Below are 22,593 nucleotides of genomic sequence, written 5' to 3'. Positions count from 1 at the left end.
ATTTTTATAAATGTGTTAAAAATTAAATTAATTAATGACTTCATTTATAGTTGATACATTTTTTATTTTTAAAACAAATTTTCAAAAATAACCAATTCCAACGGGTAAAATAAATGCTAATAAAAACATAAACATATCCAATAGAATCACTATAAAAATATTTCCCCCACCATAAAATAAAGGTTTCTGAAAATTTAAAAAACCATAAATGACTATTTTTGTATTTATATAAATATCATATTTGGAATTTTTAATATTATCTTTAATAAATTCATCCGTTATTTTTAAACCTGAAAAATACATTATCATTGCTAAACAAAAATAAATAATTACAAAAAACGAAGCAATATAAATTGTTTTTTTATTAATAAATATATTTTTTCTATTTAGTATAGCAAACACTATTGCAATTAAGGGATTCAAAAAATGAACAATAGTTGATAGTACAAAATGTTTAGGATTATAACCATTATTCAAAAATATTTGTGGAAAAATTAAAGATCAAAATACAATAAATGTAATAGTTATGTAAATTGTCGAACAAAACAAAAATTTTTGATTAAATTCTTTTTTTGTGTTTAAACTAAAAAAAATTAAACTTAAACCAGATAAAAAATTTGAAATATACGTAAAAGTAATTGTTGATTCCCAAAAAGATGGAATAACTTTTGGTTGTAAATTATTGTTGATTAATCATTGTTTTTCAGCAATGCTTAAATTTGCTAATAAATTTTTAATATTTGTTGCAATCAATGAAAAATTACTTATAAAAACAATATTTAAACATAAAATAATTGTAATTCCAGCTAAAAACGTTGTCGATTTTAATTTTTGTGTTTTATCAAATATAAAAATTGATTTTTTATTCATATATCTCCTTATTGTAATTTTTAAAAGAACAAATATATTTTAATAAATAAAAATTAAATAAAAAATAAAACAACACATAGATTATTTATATTGTATTACATTTTGTTTTTTAATACTTTTATATTATTAAAATCAAAATGTCTTTAATTATTATTAATGATGAAATAGTTTGTATTCTTGGTAGGATGATAATTTTTATTTTGAATTTTATACCTTTAAATTATGTACTTTAAAAATTTCATTCAATTCTTTTATATAATAATATTTATATTAATAATCATAATAATTTATAATTTGAATTAAATATTTAGAATTATAAAACGAAAGGTTATGTTGTGAAATACAAAAGAATATTGGTAAAACTTTCAGGAGAAGGTTTAGTAAACAAAGAAAAACGATTGGCTATTGACTATAGATTAGTTGAAGATATAGCATATCAATTAAAACAAATAGTTGAGAGTGGCACTCAAGTAAGCGTTGTTGTTGGTGGAGGTAATTTTTGAAGAGGTGCAAGTGCAGAAAAAAATGGAATTCCAAGAAATAGAGCTGATTATATCGGAATGCTTGCAACAATGATGAATGGATTAGCACTTCAAAGTGGTTTTGAAAAAGTAGGAATTAAAGCTAGAGTTCAATCATCAATTAACATTGATCAAAAAGTATCAGAAAATTATATAAATGAAAAAGCTTTAAAATATTTAGCAAATGGTGAAGTTGTGATTTTTGCTGGAGGAACAGGCAGACCATATTTTACAACAGATACAGCTGCAACATTATTTGCCAGTGAAATTAAAGCCGAAGTTATTTTAATGGGTAAAAATGGTGTAGAAGGAATTTATGATTCTGATCCAAAGAAAAACCCAAATGCAAAACATTATAGTAAAATTACATACGATGAAATTTTAGATAAAAAATTGCAAGTAATGGATTTAACTGCTACAAGCATGGCAAGAGATAATAATATAAATTTAATTGTGTTTAACATAGCTGAAAAAGATGCTATTTTAAAAGCTTTAAATGGAAAAATTAAATATACGGAGGTTACTAAATAATGGAATTAGACTTATATATATTAAATTTTTTAGATGAGGCTGAAAAAGCCAAAAATCATTATGCTTTTGAACTTTCAAAAATTTCAACTGGTAGAGCTAATCCTCAACTTATCAAAGGTATAAAAATAAATTATTATGATACTTTGACACCATTAGAAGAATTAGCAAATGTAACTGTTCCTGAACCGCAACAACTTCTTGTTAAACCTTTTGATGTATCTACAACACATGAAATAGCTAAATCTATTTTAAATGCAAACTTGAATATTTCGGTTTCTGATGAAGGCAATCAAGTTAGATTAACATTTCCTGCATTAACAACTGATAGAAGAAAAGAAATGATTAAAAATTTAAGTAAACATACAGAAAATGCCAAGGTGGGTATTAGAAACGCTCGCCAAAATGTTAATAAAATGATTAAAAACGATGAAGATCTTTCAGAAGATATTGAAAAAAGATATCTTGACGAAATTCAAAAAGAAGTGGATAAAGCTATTGAGCACATCAACAAAATGACAACTAAAAAAGAAAAAGAATTAATGACAATGTAAAATATAGAAATAAAAAAAACACTTTTTTAAAAAAGCGCTAATATCTTAATTATAAATCAAAATTTCAAAAACATCCTTTTAAAAAATAGGATGTTTTTTAATGTGGAAAAAAGCAAGATTTTATCAATATTTTCATAAATTTAAAATACAATATAAACTATGATATTTACAAAATTATTAATTAAATATCGGTTTGTATAAAATTAAGGAGACAAAATGAAAAAAAGTTCAAAAATGGTTTTAACTTTAGGTTCTATTGCTACAACAATAGCAGCGATACCTATGGTTTCATCAGCATGTAGTAGTAAAATTAGCCCAATTACAAAAAAACAAAATACAGGAAATGAAAATCACCCAAAAGAAATTGCTGAAGCAAACAAGGTTGCAGGAATTGTTTCTAATCCAGAATTTCAAAATGCAGAAACTCCAACTGAAGCATTCGGTATGTGTGTAATAACTGATGGTGGAAATATAAATGATGGTTCATTTAATCAATCAGCTTGAGAAGGTTTATTGCAAGTTGCAAAAGATCAAAAGATCAAAACAGATCTTTATGACGTTCTAGAAGTTCAACATCAAAAATTTGATGAAGCTTATGAAGCTGCATTAAATAAAAATTTCAAATACTGGGTATTACCAGGTTTCTTACATTTAGACCCAATTAAAAAATTCTATAAAGATAACAAAGAAACATTCCAAAAAAAAGGAATAGTTATTATTGGAATAGACTTTTTAGTAACAGGTGAATATGGTGCTCAATTAGATGAAGGTGCCGGAATTTCGTTGTTATTTAATACTAAAGAAGGTGGATTTGCAGCAGGATATGCAGCTGCTAAATATCTATCTCAAGAAGCTAATGAAAATGATAGAGATTTTGCTACATTTGGTGGTGGAACATTCCCAGGTGTAACTGACTTTAACGAAGGTTTTTATAAAGGTGCAATTTATTGAAATACTAAAAACCCTTCAAATAAAGTTAAATCAACAACAGCTACCGTTGATTTAACATCTGGCTTCGAAGCTAAAGATCCTATGGCAACTTCTGTAACTAAAGCACTTTCAAACAATCCAAAATTAGTTATGGCTGTAGCAGGAATTGCAACAAATGAAGTTGCTAAATCAATGAATGATGATGTTTTATTAGTTGGTGTAGATACAGATCAATCTAAATCAGCTTCAAAAAACAAGAATAGATTTTTCACAAGTATTCTAAAAAGAATTGGACAAGCTACATATGATACTTTAGGTGCATTAGTTTCAGGTAAATTATTAAACCAAAATTTAGGTGGATATGTTGCTTTTGGTGAAAATAATGCTAAATCAGGACTTTTACAAAAAGGTATTAATGATAACTGAATTGGACTTGCTGATACAACATTAACTGGTTCAGAACGTACAAAAGCTGAAGCTGCCCTTGCTGAAGGTATGTCTAAATTCAAATCTCTAACTACTGAAGAATTAAATTGATTACATTCTGGAAAAGTTAATTTATCAGATGCAGATGAAAACACTGATCTTCAATCAAGATTAAATGCTTTAAATGATTTACTTAAAAAATAAATATGAATCAAAACGCAATTCAATTTGTTAATTTAACAAAAGAATTCCCAGGAATTAAAGCTAACGATAACGTTAGCTTTAATATTCTCAAAGGTTCAATCCATGCACTAATTGGTGAAAATGGCGCTGGTAAAAGCACATTAATGTCAATATTGTTTGGATTGTATGAGCCAACGTCAGGAGAAATTTTTGTTAATGGCAAAAAAGTGTTTTTTAAGGGACCTAACGATGCAAACAATGCAAAAATAGGCATGGTACATCAACATTTTAAATTAGTGGACGTGTATACTAATTTAGAAAATATCATTTTAGGTTCAGAATGAAACACAAATGGTTTTTTAGATAAAAACATCGCAATTAAAAAAATTAAAGCATTACAAGAAAAATATGACTTAAGATTTGATTTAAATCAATTAAGCGGTCAAGCAACAGTTTCTACTCAACAAAAAGTAGAAATTATGAAAATGTTATATAAAGATAACGATATTTTAGTTTTTGATGAACCAACTGCTGTTTTAACTGATGAAGAAATTCAAGGTTTACTAAGATCGTTTGAAATGTTTAGAAAAGCTGGTAAAACAATTATTTTTATATCTCATAAATTAAAAGAAATAATTCAAGTAGCTGACTATGCAACGGTTTTACGTAGAGGTAAAGTTTCAGGTACTTTTGATATGAAAAAAACTTCTAAAGAAGAAATAATTCAAGCTATGGTTGGATCTAAAGTTGAAGAAATTAAAAATACTTTGAATACTGAAAGAAAAGATGTTATTTTTGAATTAAACAATGTATCAACTAATAAAGGGATAATTCATTTAAATGATATTTCCTTTAAAATTCATGCGGGTGAAATTTTTGTTATAGCGGGTGTCGAAGGTAATGGTCAAAATGAGTTAGAAAAAGTTTGTTCGGGAATGACAAAAGTTAGTGCCGGTCAAATTAAATTAAGAACAAAAAATAAAGAACAAAATTATGAATTAATAGACATTACAAAAGAAGGTGTTTTAAAAAGAAGTAAAAGAAATATTTCATTTATTCCCGCTGATAGACACCACCATGGTCTAATTCTTGATTATACAATTTTAGATAATGCCATATTAAGAAGATTATGAGATAAGAAATATCAAAAATTAGGTTTTATTAAAACAAAAAAAATTAAAAATTTTTCAAATCAAATTATTGATAACTATGATGTTCGAGGTTCTCGTAAGGGAACTGCTCTATCTCGTTCACTATCGGGAGGAAATCAACAAAAATTTATTGTAGGTCGCGAAATGATGACTGAACATGATTTTATCATTATTATTCAACCGACAAGAGGTTTAGATATAGGGGCAATTAATAATATTCATAATCAAATACTAGAGGAAAAGAAAAATGGAAAAGCAATTTTGCTTATCTCATATGAACTTGATGAGGTTTTTGCTTTAGCTGACACGATTGCGGTTATAAATGAAGGAAAATTATTAACAATTAAAGATGCTAAAAACATAACAAGAAATGAAATTGGTAAATATATGTCTTCTAATGCCAATTTAGAAATGAAAGGAGAGTAATGAAAAATAAAACCATAATAGAACCTTCTTTCAAATCGAAAGTGAATAATAATTTACAAAAAATATCAACTTTTTTTAAATTAGAAAAAAATAAAAAAGCAAAAAATAGAATAATGGCATCAGTATGATCATTAATATTTGGTCTTGGCGCTGCTATGATTTATATATTTATATCAACAGCAATTACATCACCAACACACACACCTCGAAATCCATTTTTATTTTTTGCAGCCTTCGGTGAGGTTTTTAAATATTCTAATTCGATTCAGAGATTTGGCAATTATTTTATAATATTTGGATTTACTGGTTTAGCTTCTGCTATTGGCTTTAGATCAGGGTTATTTAATATAGGTATTAGTGGGCAAATGACTGCTGGCTCAATTATTTGTTTTTCTATAATTGCAAGCAAAGATTTAGGAGATATAAAATTAGCTCATTTAATTATTTATTTAATTATTTACGCATTTGTAGGATTCTTATTAGGATTGTTTTCAGGAATTTTAAAAGCATATTTAAATATTCATGAAGTAATTAGCACAATTCTAATGAACTGAATATTAGTTGGTATTGCAAGTTACATTTTTCAACTACAAAGTAATTCTTTTGGACCACTTACTGCTAAATACATTGATCCATTGAATGGTGGAGGTGTATTAGGGGGACCATTATATATTCAAAAAGAAATAAAAGAATTATTTTCGTTAATTCTATCTTTATCTCTTATAGTAATTGGTATTGGTCTATGAATCATGTATAAATTTACAACACTAGGTTATAAATTAAGAATGTTAGGTTTATCTAAAACCAATGGCCAATACATTGGAGTAAATGATAAATTACTTACATCACTTATTTTAGGTTTTTCTGGGTTATTAGCAGGAATAGGTGGTTTCTTTTACTACATGATTTTTGAAACCAAATTTATTGGAATTCAATCTCCATTAGTTATTGGTTTTGAATCTATTGCTATTGCATTATTGGCATTAAATGCTCCTTTGGGTGTTATGTTAATTTCATTGTTCTATTCCATTCTTTATACAAGCAGAATTTATACAACAACAGGATCTTTAAACATTTTAAAAGAAGATTTGAATGTTATAACATCAATAATTTTATATTTTGCTTCAATATCACAAATTCTTCTACAATTTACCCCCGGTAAATATGTCTGAAAAAAAATAATTTTGTTATCGCGTAAAAGTTGAAGAGCTAAAATGCATATATATTGATTGCGAAAGAAAAAACAAAGAGTATTAAAAAAATATAGATTGCATAAGAGTAGTATTCAACAAAATATAACAATAGAAACTAAAGCATTATATTTAAATAAATATATCGATTACAAATTAAAATATGAAACTAAAATAAAACAAATTGAAGCTAAAGAACTTTTTTACCTTAAAAAAGTAGAGTTGATGCAACCTATTATAGATTTAATAAATGAAATAAATAAATTAAGAAAAGAATATAAATTTCAAAACAAAGAACAAAGAAATAACATCGATAAAATTAAGCATTTAATTAAATTAATCAATAAAAATTATGAACAAACATTAAAAGAAAAAGATGAATATAAGTTAAGCGAATTAAATAAAAAAATAGACTTATACTTACAAGAAATTAATCTGCAAAAAGATCTATTAAATGAGGTTATTGGCAAAAAAGGTAAGCAATTTATTAATGATGTCATTGAACAAAATAAACTAAAACGAATTAATAGTTTCAACTGTTTAAATGAAATAATTAAAAATAAAAAACATATTTTAAAAGAAAACAAAATTATTTATCAAAATATGGTAAATCACCACAAAAATATTTGTAAACTATCATTAAAACAATGAGACAAAAATAAAAAATATGCAAAAAATTATTTGGAATTAAATTTAAAATCCTTTGATCAAGAAAATATTAAAAAATTAAATGAACAGACATCATATATATTTGATATTAATCAATTTGAAATTGAAACAACAAGCTTTAAAAAACAAATAAAATTAGCAAACAAAAATTACAAAAAACATAAAAATGATTTTCTTAAAATAGCTTTAAATTCTAAAAATAATGATGAAACAATAGAAAACTTCTCAAAAATTTCGGATCAACATAGAGCTCTTAATGATCAATTAAGAAAATTAAAAAAATCTGAAAAACAGGATATTAAATTACAATATAAAGCACAACTGAAAGAAAATAAGAATTTATTTAAATTAGAAACCAATAAAATTTATGAATTCTATTTAAATAATTATATCTTAATGCCAAAAGAATATAGAAAGGAAGTGGAATAATGATTGTTGCGTGAGGTGCATTTTCAATTGTAATTTCAATATATTTCTGTATTTTTGCTGTTAGTGCTATTGGCGGTATGTTTACTGAGCGTTCAGGTATTGTTAATATAGGAATTAATGGTGTTATGATAATAGGCGCTGTTACATATTTAGTAATTACACAGATAATGTCCAAAATATTTCCTATAGATATACAAAAATCTATGTTTTGACAACTTCTTCTATTTCCAATAAGTGGATTAGTTGGTATGTTGTTCTCAACACTTTTAGGTTTTGCAACCATAAAATTAAAAAGTGATCATACAATTTCTGGTTTTGCAATAAATTTATTAGCATTTGGTATTGCTTTAATACTTCTTATTATTTTTGGTAATAATACAAATACACCAAATAACAATGTTACAGAAATGGCAGCTTATGTGGAGGTTTCAGGAACTAAATTTGAAATTATTTCACTAAAATTAGTTATTACAATTTTAATAGTTATTATTTCCTATTTAATGTTATACAAAACAGCCTGAGGTTTGCGCTTTAGAAGTGTGGGAGAAAACCCAAATGCATCTGATGTTGCAGGTATAAATGTAAATTCGATAAAGTGACAAGGTGTTTTAATTTCTGGTTTTTTATCAGGTTTAGCCGGTTCATTTTTCGCTCAATCATCTAGATTATCTTTTACAGGTGAAGTTAACGGTCTTGGTTATTTAGCTTTAGCTATTATGATTATGGGACAATGAAATGTTTGATTAATCACATTATCTTCATTTGTTTATTCATTATTATTTGGTTTAGCTGATTTATCAGGTTATGTTAAGAGTGTTGAAGCTTTTGCATATTTATTTAGAACTATTCCATATCTAGGTACTTTAATAATGGTTATTATTATGGGTAAAAAAACTAGAGCTCCTGCTGCAGCAGGAATCATTTATGATAAATCTAAAAGATAACGAGAGCTAAAAAAGAAAACGGTGGCAAAATTATTTAATTAAAATGATTTAAAAAAAAATAGGGATAACTCCCTGTTTTTTTATTATTTTTACTTTTAATGCTTTTCATTTAAATCATCTGTCAGTAGAATAAAATAAGGATAAGGGTTCCTAAATCCTTATTTTATTTCGTGGCTATATCCAGTATTATTTGCAACAATAATTTCACTATTTTCTGCTTCAAAAACTAATTTGTTTTTATTCAAAAAACTCTTAGTGTCAGATTAATTCACCACAAATAAAATAAGTGCAATATTGGTTCCTAATATTAAATTTAATTTTTTTCATAATGCAATTGAATCTGAATTAAAAAAACAGGTTTTGTCCTGTTTTAATTTCAAAAATTTATTTATTTTGAGCTTTTTGAATAATTTCTATAACTTCTTCTATCGTGTTTATTTTTAATAAATCCTCATCTGTAACCCTTATATTTAATTCTTGTTCTGCTTCATATACTAATTCTGCTAATGAAAGCGAATCAATTTTTAATTCTGCTAAACTTGATTGAAGAGTTACTTTTTTAGATGTTAATTTTTGAAATTTTTTTATTATTAAATCTTGTAAATTCATAATTTATATTATAAATAAAAATTATTTAAAAACGACAAATCTATATTTATTATTAATATCTTTAATTAAATGTGCATTCTTTATGTTTTTTCATTTGGACTCATGTTTAGGATTAATTTCCATTATTAAAATTCCATTTTTGTTAAGAAATTTTTTATAATCACTTAATATTTGCTCATATATTGCTCAACCATTATCATCTGCGAACAACGCAATATGTGGTTCAAATTGCTTTACACTTTCATCAATATCCGTATCTTTTTTATTTAAATATGGCGGGTTAGAAATAATAACGTCAAATTTGTTATTAATTTTTTCAAATAAATTGCTATGTAAAATAGATATTCCTTTCAACTCATCTGCATTCAAATTGTTTAAACAATTCTCCTTTGCAATTTTTAAAGCTTCTAATGAAATATCACTTAATATAACTTCAGAACCTGGTAAATCTTTTTTAATTTTTATACCTATACATCCTGATCCTGTGCACAAATCCAATATTTTTGTATTATTTTTAGCATATTTTTTAAGAAACAAATCAACTAATTCCATTGTTTCGTATCTGGGAATTAATACATTTTTATTTACTTTAATGTTTATACCTAAAAAATCAACATATCCCATAATATGTTGAATAGGTACATTTTGTTCGAGAAGTTTTAACTCTTCTAAATTAATAATCTCTTTTAAACCATATTTTCTTTTTTCATTTAGGAGATCTTCTTTTGTTGGCATTAAAAACCACTTTCTTTAATTTTTTGATTTTGTTCTTCAGTTAATAATGCTTCGATAATTGGTTGCAATTTACCTTCAACCACTTGTTTCAGACTTGTTGAAAAACCAATTCTATGATCTGTAACTCTATCTTGTGGATAATTGTAAGTTCTAATTTTTTCGCTTCTATCTCCGTGACCAGCAAGTTTTCTATATCCTGCTTCTTCAGCTTGTTTTTTTTGAATTTCTAAATCATATAATTTTGATTTTAAAACAGTTAGTGCTGTTTCTCTATTTGCAAGTTGATTACGTTCATCTTGAGATGTAACAACTATTCCTGTTGGTAAATGTGTAATTCTAACCGCTGAATCTGTTGTATTAACTGATTGGCCCCCTGCGCCACTTGAACGATATGTATCAATCTGTAAATCAGATGGCTTGATTTCAATTTCCACAGTATCATCTATTTCAGGCATAACAGTAACTGTTGCTGTAGAAGTATGAATTCTGCCTGAACTTTCAGTGACAGGAATTCTTTGTACTCTATGAACCCCACTTTCAAATTTTAATTTTGAATAGGCTTTTTCGCCTTTAACTGAAAAAACTATTTGCGAAAATCCGCCTGTATTAGCCGCAGAAGACGAAATTAAACGAATTTTCATATCTAAACTTTCAGCAAATTTTGTATACATTTTATATAAATCACCTGCAAAAATGTTAGCTTCATCCCCTCCAGCAGCACCACGAATTTCCATAATAACATTTAAATCATCATTTTCATCTTTTGGTAAAATTAAAATTTTTAATTCTTCCTCTAATTTGGCTAACTTCATTTCATTTTCTTCAATTATTGTTTTAGCTAGCATAACTTCATCTTGATCTTTGGAATTAATCATTTGTTTAGCTTCTAAATAATCGTTATTTAAATTTTCATATTGGATAAAAGCCTCAGCTATATCTTTTATTTTATTTTTTTCTCTACAGATTTTTGAATATTCCTTAATGTTTTGAATAACTTCATCCTCCATAGATTTTTCTTCTAATTTCAAATATTTGTCTTTTATATCAGACAAAGAGTTATACATATTTTTTTCCATGTATCTTATTATAATAAAAACATTATTTTTTAAAGTAAAGTAATTATAATTATTGTATATAAATTTACATTTACTTGAGGAGATATATGAAAGCAAAAAATAATTATTTATTAGAACTAAAATATGTAAAACCTACCAAATCCGGTTTTAGAAATGAAACCATAATTGATAATGATTTTCATGCAATAAAATCCGAAGATATTTTAGAATTATTAATTTTACAATCAATGAATTTTAATAAGCGTTATGGCGTTAAATATGATTGAGTTGTATTAAATAAAAATAATATTAAAAAATTTGAGAACAATAATGAATGAAAAATCGCGGGGAAAATAAAATTTGATGTTATTACTTTTGAGAGTAAAACTTATGATGATTTAAAACAATTAACATCGAGATTTTTAAACAATGTTAATAAAGAAATATTATTTTATGAACAACAAAGAGAAGAAATGTTCATGGAATGAAAAGATTTTGCACAAAAACATGCTTTAAAAATTGCAAATAGGGTGTTCGAAGAAAAAGGATTTAAATACAATTTTAATTTTTCAGAACTAAGTAATCGTTATGTTTATAGTAATTTTGAACTAAATAAAAAAGAATTAAAATTTATGCCATACACTTCATGTCCACTAAAAGAAATGTCTTGTGACGAATTCGCAGAATTGGAAATTGCTACTGTGATTGAACAAAATGAAAAATTAGCTATTTTAAAATGTAATGATTTTCAAATTAAAACACCTATTACTGACAACGAATATGCTATATTAAATGATGAAATAGATTCGTTCGAAAAACCGGAACACGAATGAGTAATTCATTATGGATATTCTTCATCATTTAATAAAAAAATTGTTAAAGAAATATTGCAAGAAAAATATATTCGTTATTACTACGGAATGATTAAAAATAAATGTAATTTTTCAAATGACAAAATTACAAGATTTGATTTTTATTTAAAAACAGAAAATTTGATTCAAAACTCAGAAACAATGGATTATATTGGATTTGTTGAATTAAATACAAATGAAATTAAAGAGGAAAATATAAATTTTATTATGGATAATATTAAAAAATTAATTGTTATTCCTCTTCGTGAATCAATTAAAAATGCAAATGTGTTAAATAAATATGAAATAGTTGATTTTATTAATAAAAATATGGACAAAATTTATAAAAAATATATGAATATCATATAAAAAATAAAAAAATATATATAAAACCGGAAGATCAATGTTTATCTTTCGGTTTTATATATAGATAAATATTATATGCATTACAAAATATAAACTTATTTTTACTTTTCATATTAATAGAGAAATAATCTTATCTAAATATGATTTAAGAATTGTATATAATATTTATAATTTAAACTAATATATTATTGAAAGAGGAATAATGGGATTTTTTGGTTATTTAAAAAACAAATTATTTAAACAAAATAAAGATAAAGTTGCATTAAAAGAAAAAGAATTAGCAAAAAAAGAAGAAGAAAAATTATTAAATTCAAAAAAATTAGAAAAATATAGTGCAGGTCTTTCTAAATCTAGTTCATTAGGCAAAAAAATTTTTGATTTACAAAATAAATACAAAAAAATTGATGAAGATTTTTTTGAAGAATTAGAAGAAATTTTGATTATGAGTGACATAAACGCCAATTTAGTTTATGCAATAATTACGCATATTAAAAACGAAGTAAGAGCTAGAAATCTAACTGATTCTAAACATATCGGTGAATTAGTAGCGGATCAAATGTTTGTTATTTACACAAATAAAAGCATTATTGATACAACACTAAAATATGATGATGATAATTTAAATATCTATATATTTATTGGTGTGAACGGAAGTGGAAAAACTACTTCTATTGCTAAAATAGCCAACAAGTATATTAAAGAAAATAAAAAAGTTTTAATCGCTGCTGCTGATACTTTTAGAGCAGGAGCAGTTAATCAATTAGAAGTTTGAGCTAATAGAGTAGGTGCAGATATTGTAAAACCTATAAAAGAAGGCGCAGATCCCTCAAGTGTGGTTTATCAAGCATTGGAAAAAGCCAAAAAAGAAAACTACGATTTGTTGTTAATTGACACAGCTGGAAGACTACAAAATAAAATTAATTTGATGCGTGAATTAGAAAAAATGTACGGAATTATTAAAAAATTTCAAGAAGATGCACCACACGAATGTTTGTTAGTTTTAGATGCAACAACAGGACAAAATGGAGTGAGTCAAGCTAAAGCTTTCAAAGAAGTTGCAAATCCTACAGGAATAATTTTAACCAAAATGGATGGAACCTCCAAAGGAGGTATTGTTTTATCAATAAAAGATGAATTTGATTTAAATGTCAAATACATTGGATTAGGTGAAGCAGTTGATGATTTACAAGAATTTGATTTAGAAAATTTTATTTATGAAATGACTAAGGATTTAATTATTGATAATGAATAAAAATATTTTACAAATTGAAAATAGGGAAAAATATATTAAATTATTTGAAAAATATAATTCTTTTTTAACTCAAGTACAAAAGCAAGCTTTTCAATTATATTTTTACGAAAATCTTTCTTATCAAGAAATTGCTAATGAGACAGCAACAACTCGTTCTGCTGCTTACGATAGTGTAAAAAAAGCAATTAAAAAATTAATAAAAATTGATGAAAAAATATTAACAAATTAAAGAATTTAATTTTATTAAATGCAATAGACATTTTGAGAACATCAAATTAAGGAAATAAAAATAATTTAAGAGATTATTTATATATTAATTGTGTCAAAATATAAATTTAATTTATAGCTTTAATAGGCAAAAATGGAAGAAATGTGAAGTGCAAAACAAAAGTAAGAACTTTTTATATTTAAATCTACTTTTAAAATTTATATAAAAAAACTATAATTCCATGAACCATAGTTCTGATTCACCCATCTCATAGCTTCAAAATTCTACGAGATGGGTTTTTTATATTCTTTCTTCAATTCATAATCTGTTTTTGAATTTTCTTGATATTTTTTCATATCCAAAAAATTATAAAAGTTCTCACTTTTGTTTTTCACTTGATATAAAAATGAAAAAATTGCATATTATTTTAATTTTTTATATAATATAAAAAAAGATATATAGGAGGTGTTATGTGCAACAAAAGTTAATAAATCGTTCAAACACCTGTAATATATATATATATATAACCTAGTAACAAACAAATTCAAAAACATAAATAATAGTAATAAGACATACAAAATGTCTATTTTTTTATTGTGTTTTTGTTTTTTTAATAAGGAGAGAAAATGAAACAAAACCTCTTAATTAAATGTTCTGATTCTCTTGAGGAAATACAAAAATTAAATGATAAATCTATAAAACTATTATATGGTTCTCCGCCTTATCCTAATGCAAATCGAAATTATGATTCATGATCAATAGAAAAATATATAGATAAAATTTCACCTTTTTTGATTTATTCGCTTCCAAAATTAAAAGATGATGGTTTTATTGTAATTAATGTTAAATCAAACAGAACAAAATCAAAAAAAGGTAGGTATTCCTCTGAAAGATCTTTAATTGTTGAAGAATTAATGATTTATATGAAAAAAATACTAAATTTGTATTGTGTTGATATTGAAATCTGAATAAAAACAAACCCTGTCCCCACAGGTGTCAGAGTTGCTTGTCAAGATGCTTATGAATATAATTTGTGATTTTCAAAATCACCTATATGAGAAATAAATATTGATGAAATTAGAGAAACATATTCAGAAGAGACATTAAAAATATATGAAAAAAATGTTTATAAACCAAGAAATAATGGTCTTAAATATGTTTCAAAAGAAAAAAGAATTAAACCCAATCCAAAAGGAGCTCTTCCTAAAAATTATTTCAATAATATTGAAAATATTTTTAATGATGTTTCGAAAACTCTTAAAAGAGAAATTATAAGTGGTGAAACAAATATTGTTCATGGAGCAACTTCTAATAAAAAAATAAATCATCAAGCAATCCAACCATCTTACTTACCAGAAAAATACATTAAAGCCTGTACTAAAAAAGGAGATATAGTTTTTGATCCTTGATTAGGTTCTGGAACAACAGCAGTAGCAGCAATAAATTTAGAAAGAAAATTTATAGGTTTTGAAAAAAATAGAGATTTTTACAAAATAGCTATAGAAAGAATAAACAAGGAGACAAAAATTGGAAATTAAATTAAGAGATTATCAGCAAAAGATAATTGAAAATTGAAAACAAAATAATAGATGTGGATTATTTCAAATGTGTACCGGTTCAGGTAAAACAATAACAGCTATTTATGCGATTAAAGAATCTTTATTTTCCTATAATCAAGTTCCAATTATTTTAGTTCCGACTTTAATTTTACTTAATCAATGAAATGATGAATTGAAAAAGTTTTTACCAGAAGAAGTAAAAATTCATCTTTTGGGGGATAACAATAAAATAAGTAGATTAGATTTATGGACTTATACTTCAGAAAATATTAATAAAGGAAAAAATAAACATATTATTTTGTCAACATATAAAAGCGCTTTAGCACAAAAATTTTATGAACTCTCTGGCAATCATATTTTATTAGTTTGTGATGAGGTCCATAATATAGGTTCAAATGAAAATAGCAAACTTTTAAATATGAAAATTAATTATAAAATAGGTCTTTCTGCAACACCAAATCGCTATTTTGATGAAAATGGAACAATAAAAATTTTAGATTTTTTTAATAGAATAATTGAACCTGTTTTTACTTTAAAAAATGCAATAGAAAGAAAATTTCTTTGTGAATATTATTATCATTTTTTAAAAGTGAAATTGACAATAGAAGAGCAAAAAAAATTCGATAAATTGTCTTCTAAAATTAATGCTTTAATTTGAAAAAAAGAAATAAATTTTGATGAAAATAGACTTTCGATTTTAACAAACAAAAGATCTAATATTTTAAAAGAAGCAAAAAATAAACTAAATCTAACAATTTCTTGATTAGAAAAAGAATTTAAATCAAAACAGCATTGACTTATATATTTAAATAATAAAAATCAAATTAAAAAATATAAAGAAAAAATTGTTGAAAGAATCCCGCATCTTAAAAACGAAATTTACGAATATTACTATGATATAGAAGAAGATAAAAATTTTATATTAAGTCACTATGAAATAAATGGTGGAATATTGTTAGCAATAAAATGTTTGGATGAGGGAGTTAATATTCCTTGTATTGATAGAGTTATAATTGTTGCTTCAACTCAAAATGAAAAAGAATATATTCAGAGAAGAGGGAGGGTTTTGAGAAAATTTTTAAATAAAAATTATGCTTATATATATGATTTTGCAACAATTTCCAACAATGAATATGAAATAGATAATGTAGTTAAAAAAGAAATAAAAAGAATTGAGTGTTTCGCTCAAGATGCAAAAAATAAAGAAACATTAGTTTTTGATGTTGAAAGACTAAAAATCAGAGGAGGAGAATAATGAATTTAGATCTAAAAAAAGAAGAATACAAAAAAATCCTTTATGAAATAGCAGAACAAAAATTAGATAGTAAGGGTGAAGAATATATAAACAAAGTTAAAAAAGCAATAAATAAAATAATTGATTATGAAATAAATAAACAATTTAGCGAAAGAGACTTAAACAAATTAAAGGAGATAATTGAAGATGTTACATATTAATAAATTAAAATTGTATAACTTTAGACCTTACTATAAACAAACTGTTTTAGATTTTGGAACTAAACAAGGTATAAGTCTTATCAGAGGTGAAAACGGTGTTGGAAAATCTTCAATAATTGATTCAATTAAATTTGTTTTAAGAGATTCGAAAAATTATCTCGACATAATCAATGAAATTAATTCATTAGCTTGAAAAGAAAAAGATTATCAAATGAGTGTTGATTTAGAATTCACTTATCAAGGAGATTTATTTATTTTAACAAAATCAGTTAAAGCAATGAGAAATTTTAATAATCCCACAAACGATGATTTTCAAATAACTACAAGGTTAGTTAAAAATTTTAATCCAGTCGTTGATGAAAATGAAAGAAAAGAAATAATTGGAAGTATTATTCCAAGCGATATTATCGAATTTATTCTTTTTGAAGGTGAAGTTATTACCAAATATAAAAATTTACTAGATTCCAAAAGAAATGACCATATTTCAAATTCAATTAATAAAATCCTAGGAATTTCAGCAATAATAAACTCAAGTAACGATTTATTAAAAATAAATAGATATTATGGGGATGAAATAATAAAGATCAATAAAAATATTATTAAAAATGATAAATCACTAGGCGAATATAAAAAATTAAAAGAAGATCTTGAAAATATTGAAAACGAAATAAAAAAATCATACGAAGAATTGAAACAAAAAGAATACGAAAATGAAGAAATTAAAACTGAATTGTCAAAAAATCAAAGAATTTCTTCTATTTTAGAAAAAATCAAAGAATTAAAACAAGAAAAAGAGAAATATTTAAGTGAAATTGTTATTGCAAAATCGAATATTAAAAACATTTTAAAAACATATAAAAATTATGCAAAAGATCTAATTAGTGAAATCATAAAAAATACGCCAGAGGAAATTTCTATATTAAAAAACGATTATCTTAAATATCTAAGTTTAAAAAAAGATACAGATGAATATGAAAAAATTCTCAATAATGAAAGATGTAAATTTTGTTTTCACAAATTAAGCGAAGAAAACTTCAATAAGATTAAAGCGGTTGTTGAAAATAATTTAACTTTACTAAAAGAATATCAAAAAAAAGATTTTAGCCTTGTTGAAGAATATAATAACAAAATTCAAAATTTTGATTTTTTCTTAAAAAATAACAATTCGTTTGATTTAGAAACAATCAAAAAAAATGAAAATAACATCATTGAATGTAATCGTAAGTTTCAGGAAATTGAAGACAATATAAATAATTATGAAAATCAATTTGATATCAATGGTGTAGATAGCGAAAAAATTAATAAATATAAAACAATTCTTGTCAATAATGAAAAAGATATAGAACTCTTAAAAAGAAAAATTGAAAAACTGGAAGAAATTAAAGAAAATCAACAAAAAAATATTAAAAACTTTATAAATCTTTCAAATACTGATGAATTAAAGGAAAGCGAAAAAATTTTAAGAGAAAAACATCAACTTTCTGAAGATTTAGCTAATATTTTTAATGATTCTGTCGAAGAATATAAAAAAAATATGAGAAAAAAAGTGCAAAAAAGCGCTACCGAAATGTTTGTAAGTATTTCGCAAAATCCTCATTATAAAAAAATAGTTTTTGATGATTATTATGGGGTGACAATTTATGATAGTAACGATGAAAAAGTAATTAAACCATCAACTGGTTATGTTAGTTTATTGGCTATTTCACTAATTTATGGACTTCATAAAAATTCTAGTTTAACAGGCTCAATTATTTTAGATGCACCTTTTTCAACTTTATCTGAATTTCATAAAGAAAAAATAATAACTGTTTTTCAAAATCTTTCTCCACAAATTATTCTAATGTGGTTTGGTGATGAAGGAGAAAAAAATAACATTTTAAAAACGGCAATTGGCGACAATCTTGTTTCTGAGTACCGTATTTATAAAAATTACGATGAAAATGATGTTGATGCTTCATATAAATCATTAATCAAATGCATCAAAGAGCCTAGTGAGTATTAATTGGAGGTAAATGTGGAATATAAATCTATAAAACAAATGGGTTTAACTAAAAATAGTGATACATGTTTAACAAAACTAATTGATTTTGATTATATTTCTGATAAGCAAGACGGAGCTAGAATAGCTGCTATTTATGCTATAAAAAATAAATTGTATCAAGATAAAAATTTAAATGAAGGTTATAATGGCCCGACAACTTGAAATATTGATAATGTTGATCCGGGTGGTTGAATTCAGGAAATTATAAAATTTCAAAAAATAAACAAAAATTGTCATTCAACAGTTGCTTTTAAGTCTTTAGTAAATATTGGTTTAGAAGATATTTACGAAAAAATTAAAGATATTGACAAAAGTAATCCTTGTTTATGAATAAGCAAAATTTTAGAATAAAAAAATAGTGAAATATGGAAATAAACAAGATAAATATTTTTATTTTTAATATGTTGGAAAATTCTTCTTGTGTTGATAATTGACCAAAAAGAATATATGAGGATTTCTCATCTGCAAATTTAAAAATAAATGAAAAAAATCTAATAAAAATTTATGGTAATAATAAAGTAACTCATAAAAAAATTAAAATTATTAAAAATATGGATACTTCTTATTTGTCAATTTATGCTGCAAATTTATTTATGTCTTCAAAAATAATAAAAGAAAAATTGTTAATACATAGTAATGAATTAAATGATTTCTATTGCAATACACTAAGTGAACTTAAAGAAAAATATAATTTGAATATAACGCACGCTCGCAAATTAAAAGAATTAATTGATTGATATTTAATTTATAAAACTCAACAAGAAAACAAAAAACCTTTTTTAGATTTTCAAATCAATAATATTTTTAACAATATTGATAAAGAAACAACAAATATAAATTTTGACGTTTGATTGAATTTAAATAAAAATAACGATAAATATAAAATTTTATTTTTATATTTAAGTGGCAAGAGTACCAATGAAATAGCAATATTAGAAAATGTTTCTTTAGAAAGAATTAGACAAATCTTACAAAAAATAGCTTTAGATATCTATGAAGATAAAAGTTTAATTTTTGACGAAACTGAAAAATATAAAAAAATAGCTCAAAGTTATAAATTTAGCAAAGATGAAGCTGATGTATTAAACTTAAATTACAATTTTTATACTTTTTTTAGAATATTTGTAAAAAGAGAAGGTTCTAAAAATTCAAAAGATTATATTTATGATAACAATTTAATTTATGACGAAAAATTAGCGAAAAAAATAGCATCATTAAATAATGAATTTTTCGTTGATAAAAAATTTCAAAAATTAAAATTCAGCGATGCTTTTATCTTATTTTCGAAAAAAAATTCTTTGAAATATTTTAATTTGAAAGAAATTTGGCCCGACTTTGTTAAATGGTGCGACAAATATAATATTGACTATAAAACAAAAGAAATTGATGAATATGTTATGTCCGAAAAAAATAGACTTATAATAGGTCATCTTTCAAGAATGGAAAATTTGATAAGTTTAGGTAACCATGAATATAAATTTTACGATTTTGAAAATTATCCTTCTAATGATTTTAAAAAAATGCTTTTAGAATACTTGACAAACATAGATAGCATCGTAAATATAGAGCATTTTTACATAAATAATGAAGACTTTTGTAACCAAAACGATATTTATAATGAAAAAGAATTGTTTATGGTTATTAAAAAACTTTATAGTATAAAATTTAAAAATATATTGGATTTTAGAAGAAATCCAACGATTAAAAAAATAAATTTCAACATGAAAGATTTTATTTACAAAAAAGTAGAAAATTTTCCTAATTTCACTATTAATAGGTTTAGAAAGTATTTAGATCAAAATTATTCATTAGGAAAATTTTCATATTGAAATAATATTTGTAAATTTGTTAAAGAAGCGGCCAATTTTTACAAATTAAAAGATTTGTCAAGCGAAGAACAAATAATAATGAGTGAATGTGAAAAAATTGTAAAAGAAATAGTAATTGACTTTCAAAAAGAATATCTTTTTAAAAGAGATTATTTTGAAGAAAAATATTTAAAAAATATTACTGGAGAGTATAGAGAATATCTTCTTTCTAATTCATTTATGAATAATTTTGGAATAACTATAACTAAATATTATGTTTATTTATCCAAATATGAATCTGTTTTAAAAGCTATAGCTCAATGAATAAATAATCAAGAAAATTTTATGATTCGAAATTTTAATTACAAAATAGATCCAATTCATTTAAAAAATGTTTTGCTTTCTTCAAATCCAAGTATTAAAAAAATTTTTTTGCTTTCTGATGACAACAATACTATTTTTAATGTTTCAAAAATAAAAGAAAAAATGAATTTTGAACCTTTAGTTGAAAAAGTTATAAATCAAATAGAAGAAGAAAAAATCATTAATTTTTATTCTTTTTTAAATAAAAATAATTTAATAGAAAATTCTTATGAAAAAGAATGTTTTAACTTTTTAAATAGTATTCATAGTGATTTATTTTTATATTTAATCAAAGCTAATTCAATTATTAAAGAAATTAGATCAAATGATGTTGATGGAAAATTTTCTTTGATTTATAAAAGCAAAAATTATTTTTTTATTTCTAACTTGATTGAGCAATCATTGTATGAAATATTAAACCAAAATTTAAATACTTCTGTTCAAGCAAAAGAATTAGAAATTTATATTTTAAAAAATTACAATTTTGAATTTAATATTCATCCAAGCTATTATTTTAAAAATGAAAAATGAAATTATGATAAAGAAAATGATTTGTTTTATTTAAAATAAAACCTATTTATAATTGCGTTTTAACACATAATGAAAATTTTTGACAATGAAGATAATTTTTTATATACATAAATTTGTTATTTGTTTTTTTGAAAATTTAGTGTTATTGAGACAAACATTTTTATTATAACAATTGTTTAATTTTTAAATTTAATTTACAATTTAGCATATTTTGGCCATGGAAATAATTAGTGGTTGATATATAAAAAAATGAAATACGAACCTTATTTTAGGTTTGTTTTTTTATTTGCAATACAAAATATTGAAAAAGGAACTCAACCTATGGCAATTTCCAAATTTTCAATTGTGAATCAAAAACTTTTAGATAAAAAAGTATTTTTTTATGTAAAAAAGATATAGAAAATTATTCGAAATTAAAAAAGTATGATAAGTTAGACATTTTTTATGAAGATGTGCAGCTTTAAATTAAAAATAAATTATGTATTTAGATTTATTTAAATTGTATTTAAAACAAGAATTAAATACAAAACTTTTCATCATCAGCATAAAAAATAACAACAAGACGATGCAAAATTTTTAAAATTGGATAACTATTGTTTTGAAAATTTATAGCTTTAGGTCTAGGTTATTTTTTATTTAAATTTTTTAATGCGTCAGTTAATAGCCTCATTAGGCGTCTTTCAACTTTACAAATGTTCAGGTTATATCTTACACAAATATTGTATTAACTTAAAACTCACTTTCCGATGTTAAGTTTAGTTTCTTCGTTATATCTTACACAAATATTGCACTAACTTAAAACCAATATACGAATTAAATGACGCTAATTCATGTTATATCTTACACAAATATTGTACTAACTTAAAACCTTCTTTGTCGTCTTGTTGTTTGTTTTGTGGTTATATCTTACACAAATATTGTACTAACTTAAAACATAAT

Annotated in this window: 19 protein-coding genes; 15 read left to right on the top strand and 4 right to left on the bottom strand. The window is 23.8% G+C overall.

Features of this window, described 5'->3' with window-relative positions; all coding sequences use genetic code 4:
* Positions 1-27: 27 nt before the first annotated feature.
* The gene (locus tag T388_RS0101070) at positions 28-870 is read right to left on the bottom strand and encodes an MAGa3780 family membrane protein (RefSeq protein ID WP_027120497.1); all 843 of its coding nucleotides are present in this window, start codon (positions 868-870) and stop codon (positions 28-30) included.
* 335 nt (positions 871-1,205) lie between these two features.
* Here T388_RS0101070 and pyrH point away from each other — a divergent pair, with 335 nt between their 5' ends.
* The 6 genes from pyrH (at position 1,206) to T388_RS0101040 (ending at position 8,821) form a co-directional block, all read left to right on the top strand.
* Positions 1,206-1,922 (top strand): UMP kinase, encoded by a 717-nt coding sequence (gene pyrH / locus T388_RS0101065; protein ID WP_027120496.1) that lies wholly within the window; start codon positions 1,206-1,208, stop codon positions 1,920-1,922.
* On the top strand, positions 1,922-2,473 hold the full coding sequence (frr, locus tag T388_RS0101060; protein WP_027120495.1) for a ribosome recycling factor: 552 nt from the start codon (positions 1,922-1,924) through the stop codon (positions 2,471-2,473). The genes pyrH and frr overlap by 1 nt, the downstream gene beginning before the upstream one ends.
* A 216-nt stretch (positions 2,474-2,689) precedes the next feature.
* Positions 2,690-4,033, top strand: coding sequence for a BMP family ABC transporter substrate-binding protein (locus tag T388_RS0101055; protein WP_027120494.1), 1,344 nt, complete (start codon positions 2,690-2,692; stop codon positions 4,031-4,033).
* 2 nt (positions 4,034-4,035) lie between these two features.
* On the top strand, positions 4,036-5,589 hold the full coding sequence (locus T388_RS0101050; protein WP_027120493.1) for an ABC transporter ATP-binding protein: 1,554 nt from the start codon (positions 4,036-4,038) through the stop codon (positions 5,587-5,589).
* Positions 5,589-7,877: an ABC transporter permease gene (locus T388_RS0101045; protein WP_027120492.1), complete on the top strand. Its 2,289-nt coding sequence runs from the start codon at positions 5,589-5,591 to the stop codon at positions 7,875-7,877. Before T388_RS0101050 ends, T388_RS0101045 begins: the two co-directional genes overlap by 1 nt.
* Entirely contained in the window at positions 7,877-8,821 is a 945-nt protein-coding gene (locus T388_RS0101040; RefSeq protein ID WP_036456794.1) for an ABC transporter permease, read from the top strand. The genes T388_RS0101045 and T388_RS0101040 overlap by 1 nt, the downstream gene beginning before the upstream one ends.
* 384 nt (positions 8,822-9,205) lie before the next feature.
* Here the strand turns inward: T388_RS0101040 and T388_RS0101030 are convergent, their stop codons facing one another.
* From T388_RS0101030 to prfA, 3 genes are read right to left on the bottom strand one after another with little or no spacing between them, the layout of a single operon-like run.
* Complete coding sequence (locus T388_RS0101030) at positions 9,206-9,430, bottom strand: phosphopantetheine-binding protein (protein ID WP_027120490.1); 225 nt, start codon at positions 9,428-9,430, stop codon at positions 9,206-9,208.
* Positions 9,431-9,451: 21 nt separating this feature from the next.
* On the bottom strand, positions 9,452-10,165 hold the full coding sequence (gene prmC / locus T388_RS0101025; protein WP_027120489.1) for a peptide chain release factor N(5)-glutamine methyltransferase: 714 nt from the start codon (positions 10,163-10,165) through the stop codon (positions 9,452-9,454).
* Positions 10,165-11,241 (bottom strand): peptide chain release factor 1, encoded by a 1,077-nt coding sequence (gene prfA, locus T388_RS0101020; protein WP_027120488.1) that lies wholly within the window; start codon positions 11,239-11,241, stop codon positions 10,165-10,167. Before prfA ends, prmC begins: the two co-directional genes overlap by 1 nt.
* Before the next feature lie 86 nt (positions 11,242-11,327).
* Here prfA and T388_RS0101015 point away from each other — a divergent pair, with 86 nt between their 5' ends.
* The 9 genes from T388_RS0101015 (at position 11,328) to T388_RS0100975 (ending at position 21,693) form a co-directional block, all read left to right on the top strand.
* Positions 11,328-12,440 carry a hypothetical protein gene (locus T388_RS0101015; protein ID WP_027120487.1) on the top strand — a complete coding sequence of 371 codons (1,113 nt, stop codon included), beginning with the start codon at positions 11,328-11,330 and terminating at the stop codon, positions 12,438-12,440.
* Between the two features lie 199 nt (positions 12,441-12,639).
* The gene (gene ftsY, locus T388_RS0101010; RefSeq protein ID WP_027120486.1) at positions 12,640-13,689 is read left to right on the top strand and encodes a signal recognition particle-docking protein FtsY; all 1,050 of its coding nucleotides are present in this window, start codon (positions 12,640-12,642) and stop codon (positions 13,687-13,689) included.
* On the top strand, positions 13,682-13,918 hold the full coding sequence (locus T388_RS0101005) for a sigma factor-like helix-turn-helix DNA-binding protein (RefSeq protein WP_027120485.1): 237 nt from the start codon (positions 13,682-13,684) through the stop codon (positions 13,916-13,918). The genes ftsY and T388_RS0101005 overlap by 8 nt, the downstream gene beginning before the upstream one ends.
* A 605-nt stretch (positions 13,919-14,523) precedes the next feature.
* Positions 14,524-15,435, top strand: coding sequence for a DNA-methyltransferase (locus T388_RS0101000; RefSeq protein ID WP_027120484.1), 912 nt, complete (start codon positions 14,524-14,526; stop codon positions 15,433-15,435).
* Complete coding sequence (locus T388_RS0100995; RefSeq protein ID WP_027120483.1) at positions 15,425-16,711, top strand: DEAD/DEAH box helicase family protein; 1,287 nt, start codon at positions 15,425-15,427, stop codon at positions 16,709-16,711. The genes T388_RS0101000 and T388_RS0100995 overlap by 11 nt, the downstream gene beginning before the upstream one ends.
* On the top strand, positions 16,711-16,911 hold the full coding sequence (locus T388_RS0100990) for a hypothetical protein (RefSeq protein ID WP_027120482.1): 201 nt from the start codon (positions 16,711-16,713) through the stop codon (positions 16,909-16,911). The genes T388_RS0100995 and T388_RS0100990 overlap by 1 nt, the downstream gene beginning before the upstream one ends.
* Complete coding sequence (locus T388_RS0100985; RefSeq protein ID WP_027120481.1) at positions 16,898-18,913, top strand: AAA family ATPase; 2,016 nt, start codon at positions 16,898-16,900, stop codon at positions 18,911-18,913. Before T388_RS0100990 ends, T388_RS0100985 begins: the two co-directional genes overlap by 14 nt.
* Positions 18,914-18,925: 12 nt before the next feature.
* Positions 18,926-19,303 (top strand): hypothetical protein, encoded by a 378-nt coding sequence (locus T388_RS0100980; RefSeq protein ID WP_027120480.1) that lies wholly within the window; start codon positions 18,926-18,928, stop codon positions 19,301-19,303.
* A gap of 14 nt (positions 19,304-19,317) precedes the next feature.
* Positions 19,318-21,693 carry a hypothetical protein gene (locus T388_RS0100975; protein ID WP_027120479.1) on the top strand — a complete coding sequence of 792 codons (2,376 nt, stop codon included), beginning with the start codon at positions 19,318-19,320 and terminating at the stop codon, positions 21,691-21,693.
* Positions 21,694-22,593: the final 900 nt, after the last annotated feature.

Origin of the sequence: Mycoplasmopsis lipofaciens ATCC 35015 (assembly GCF_000686585.1) — a bacterium.
Taxonomy (GTDB): domain Bacteria; phylum Bacillota_I; class Bacilli_A; order Mycoplasmatales; family Metamycoplasmataceae; genus Mycoplasmopsis; species Mycoplasmopsis lipofaciens.
This window is presented reverse-complemented; position numbering and strand designations above follow the sequence as displayed.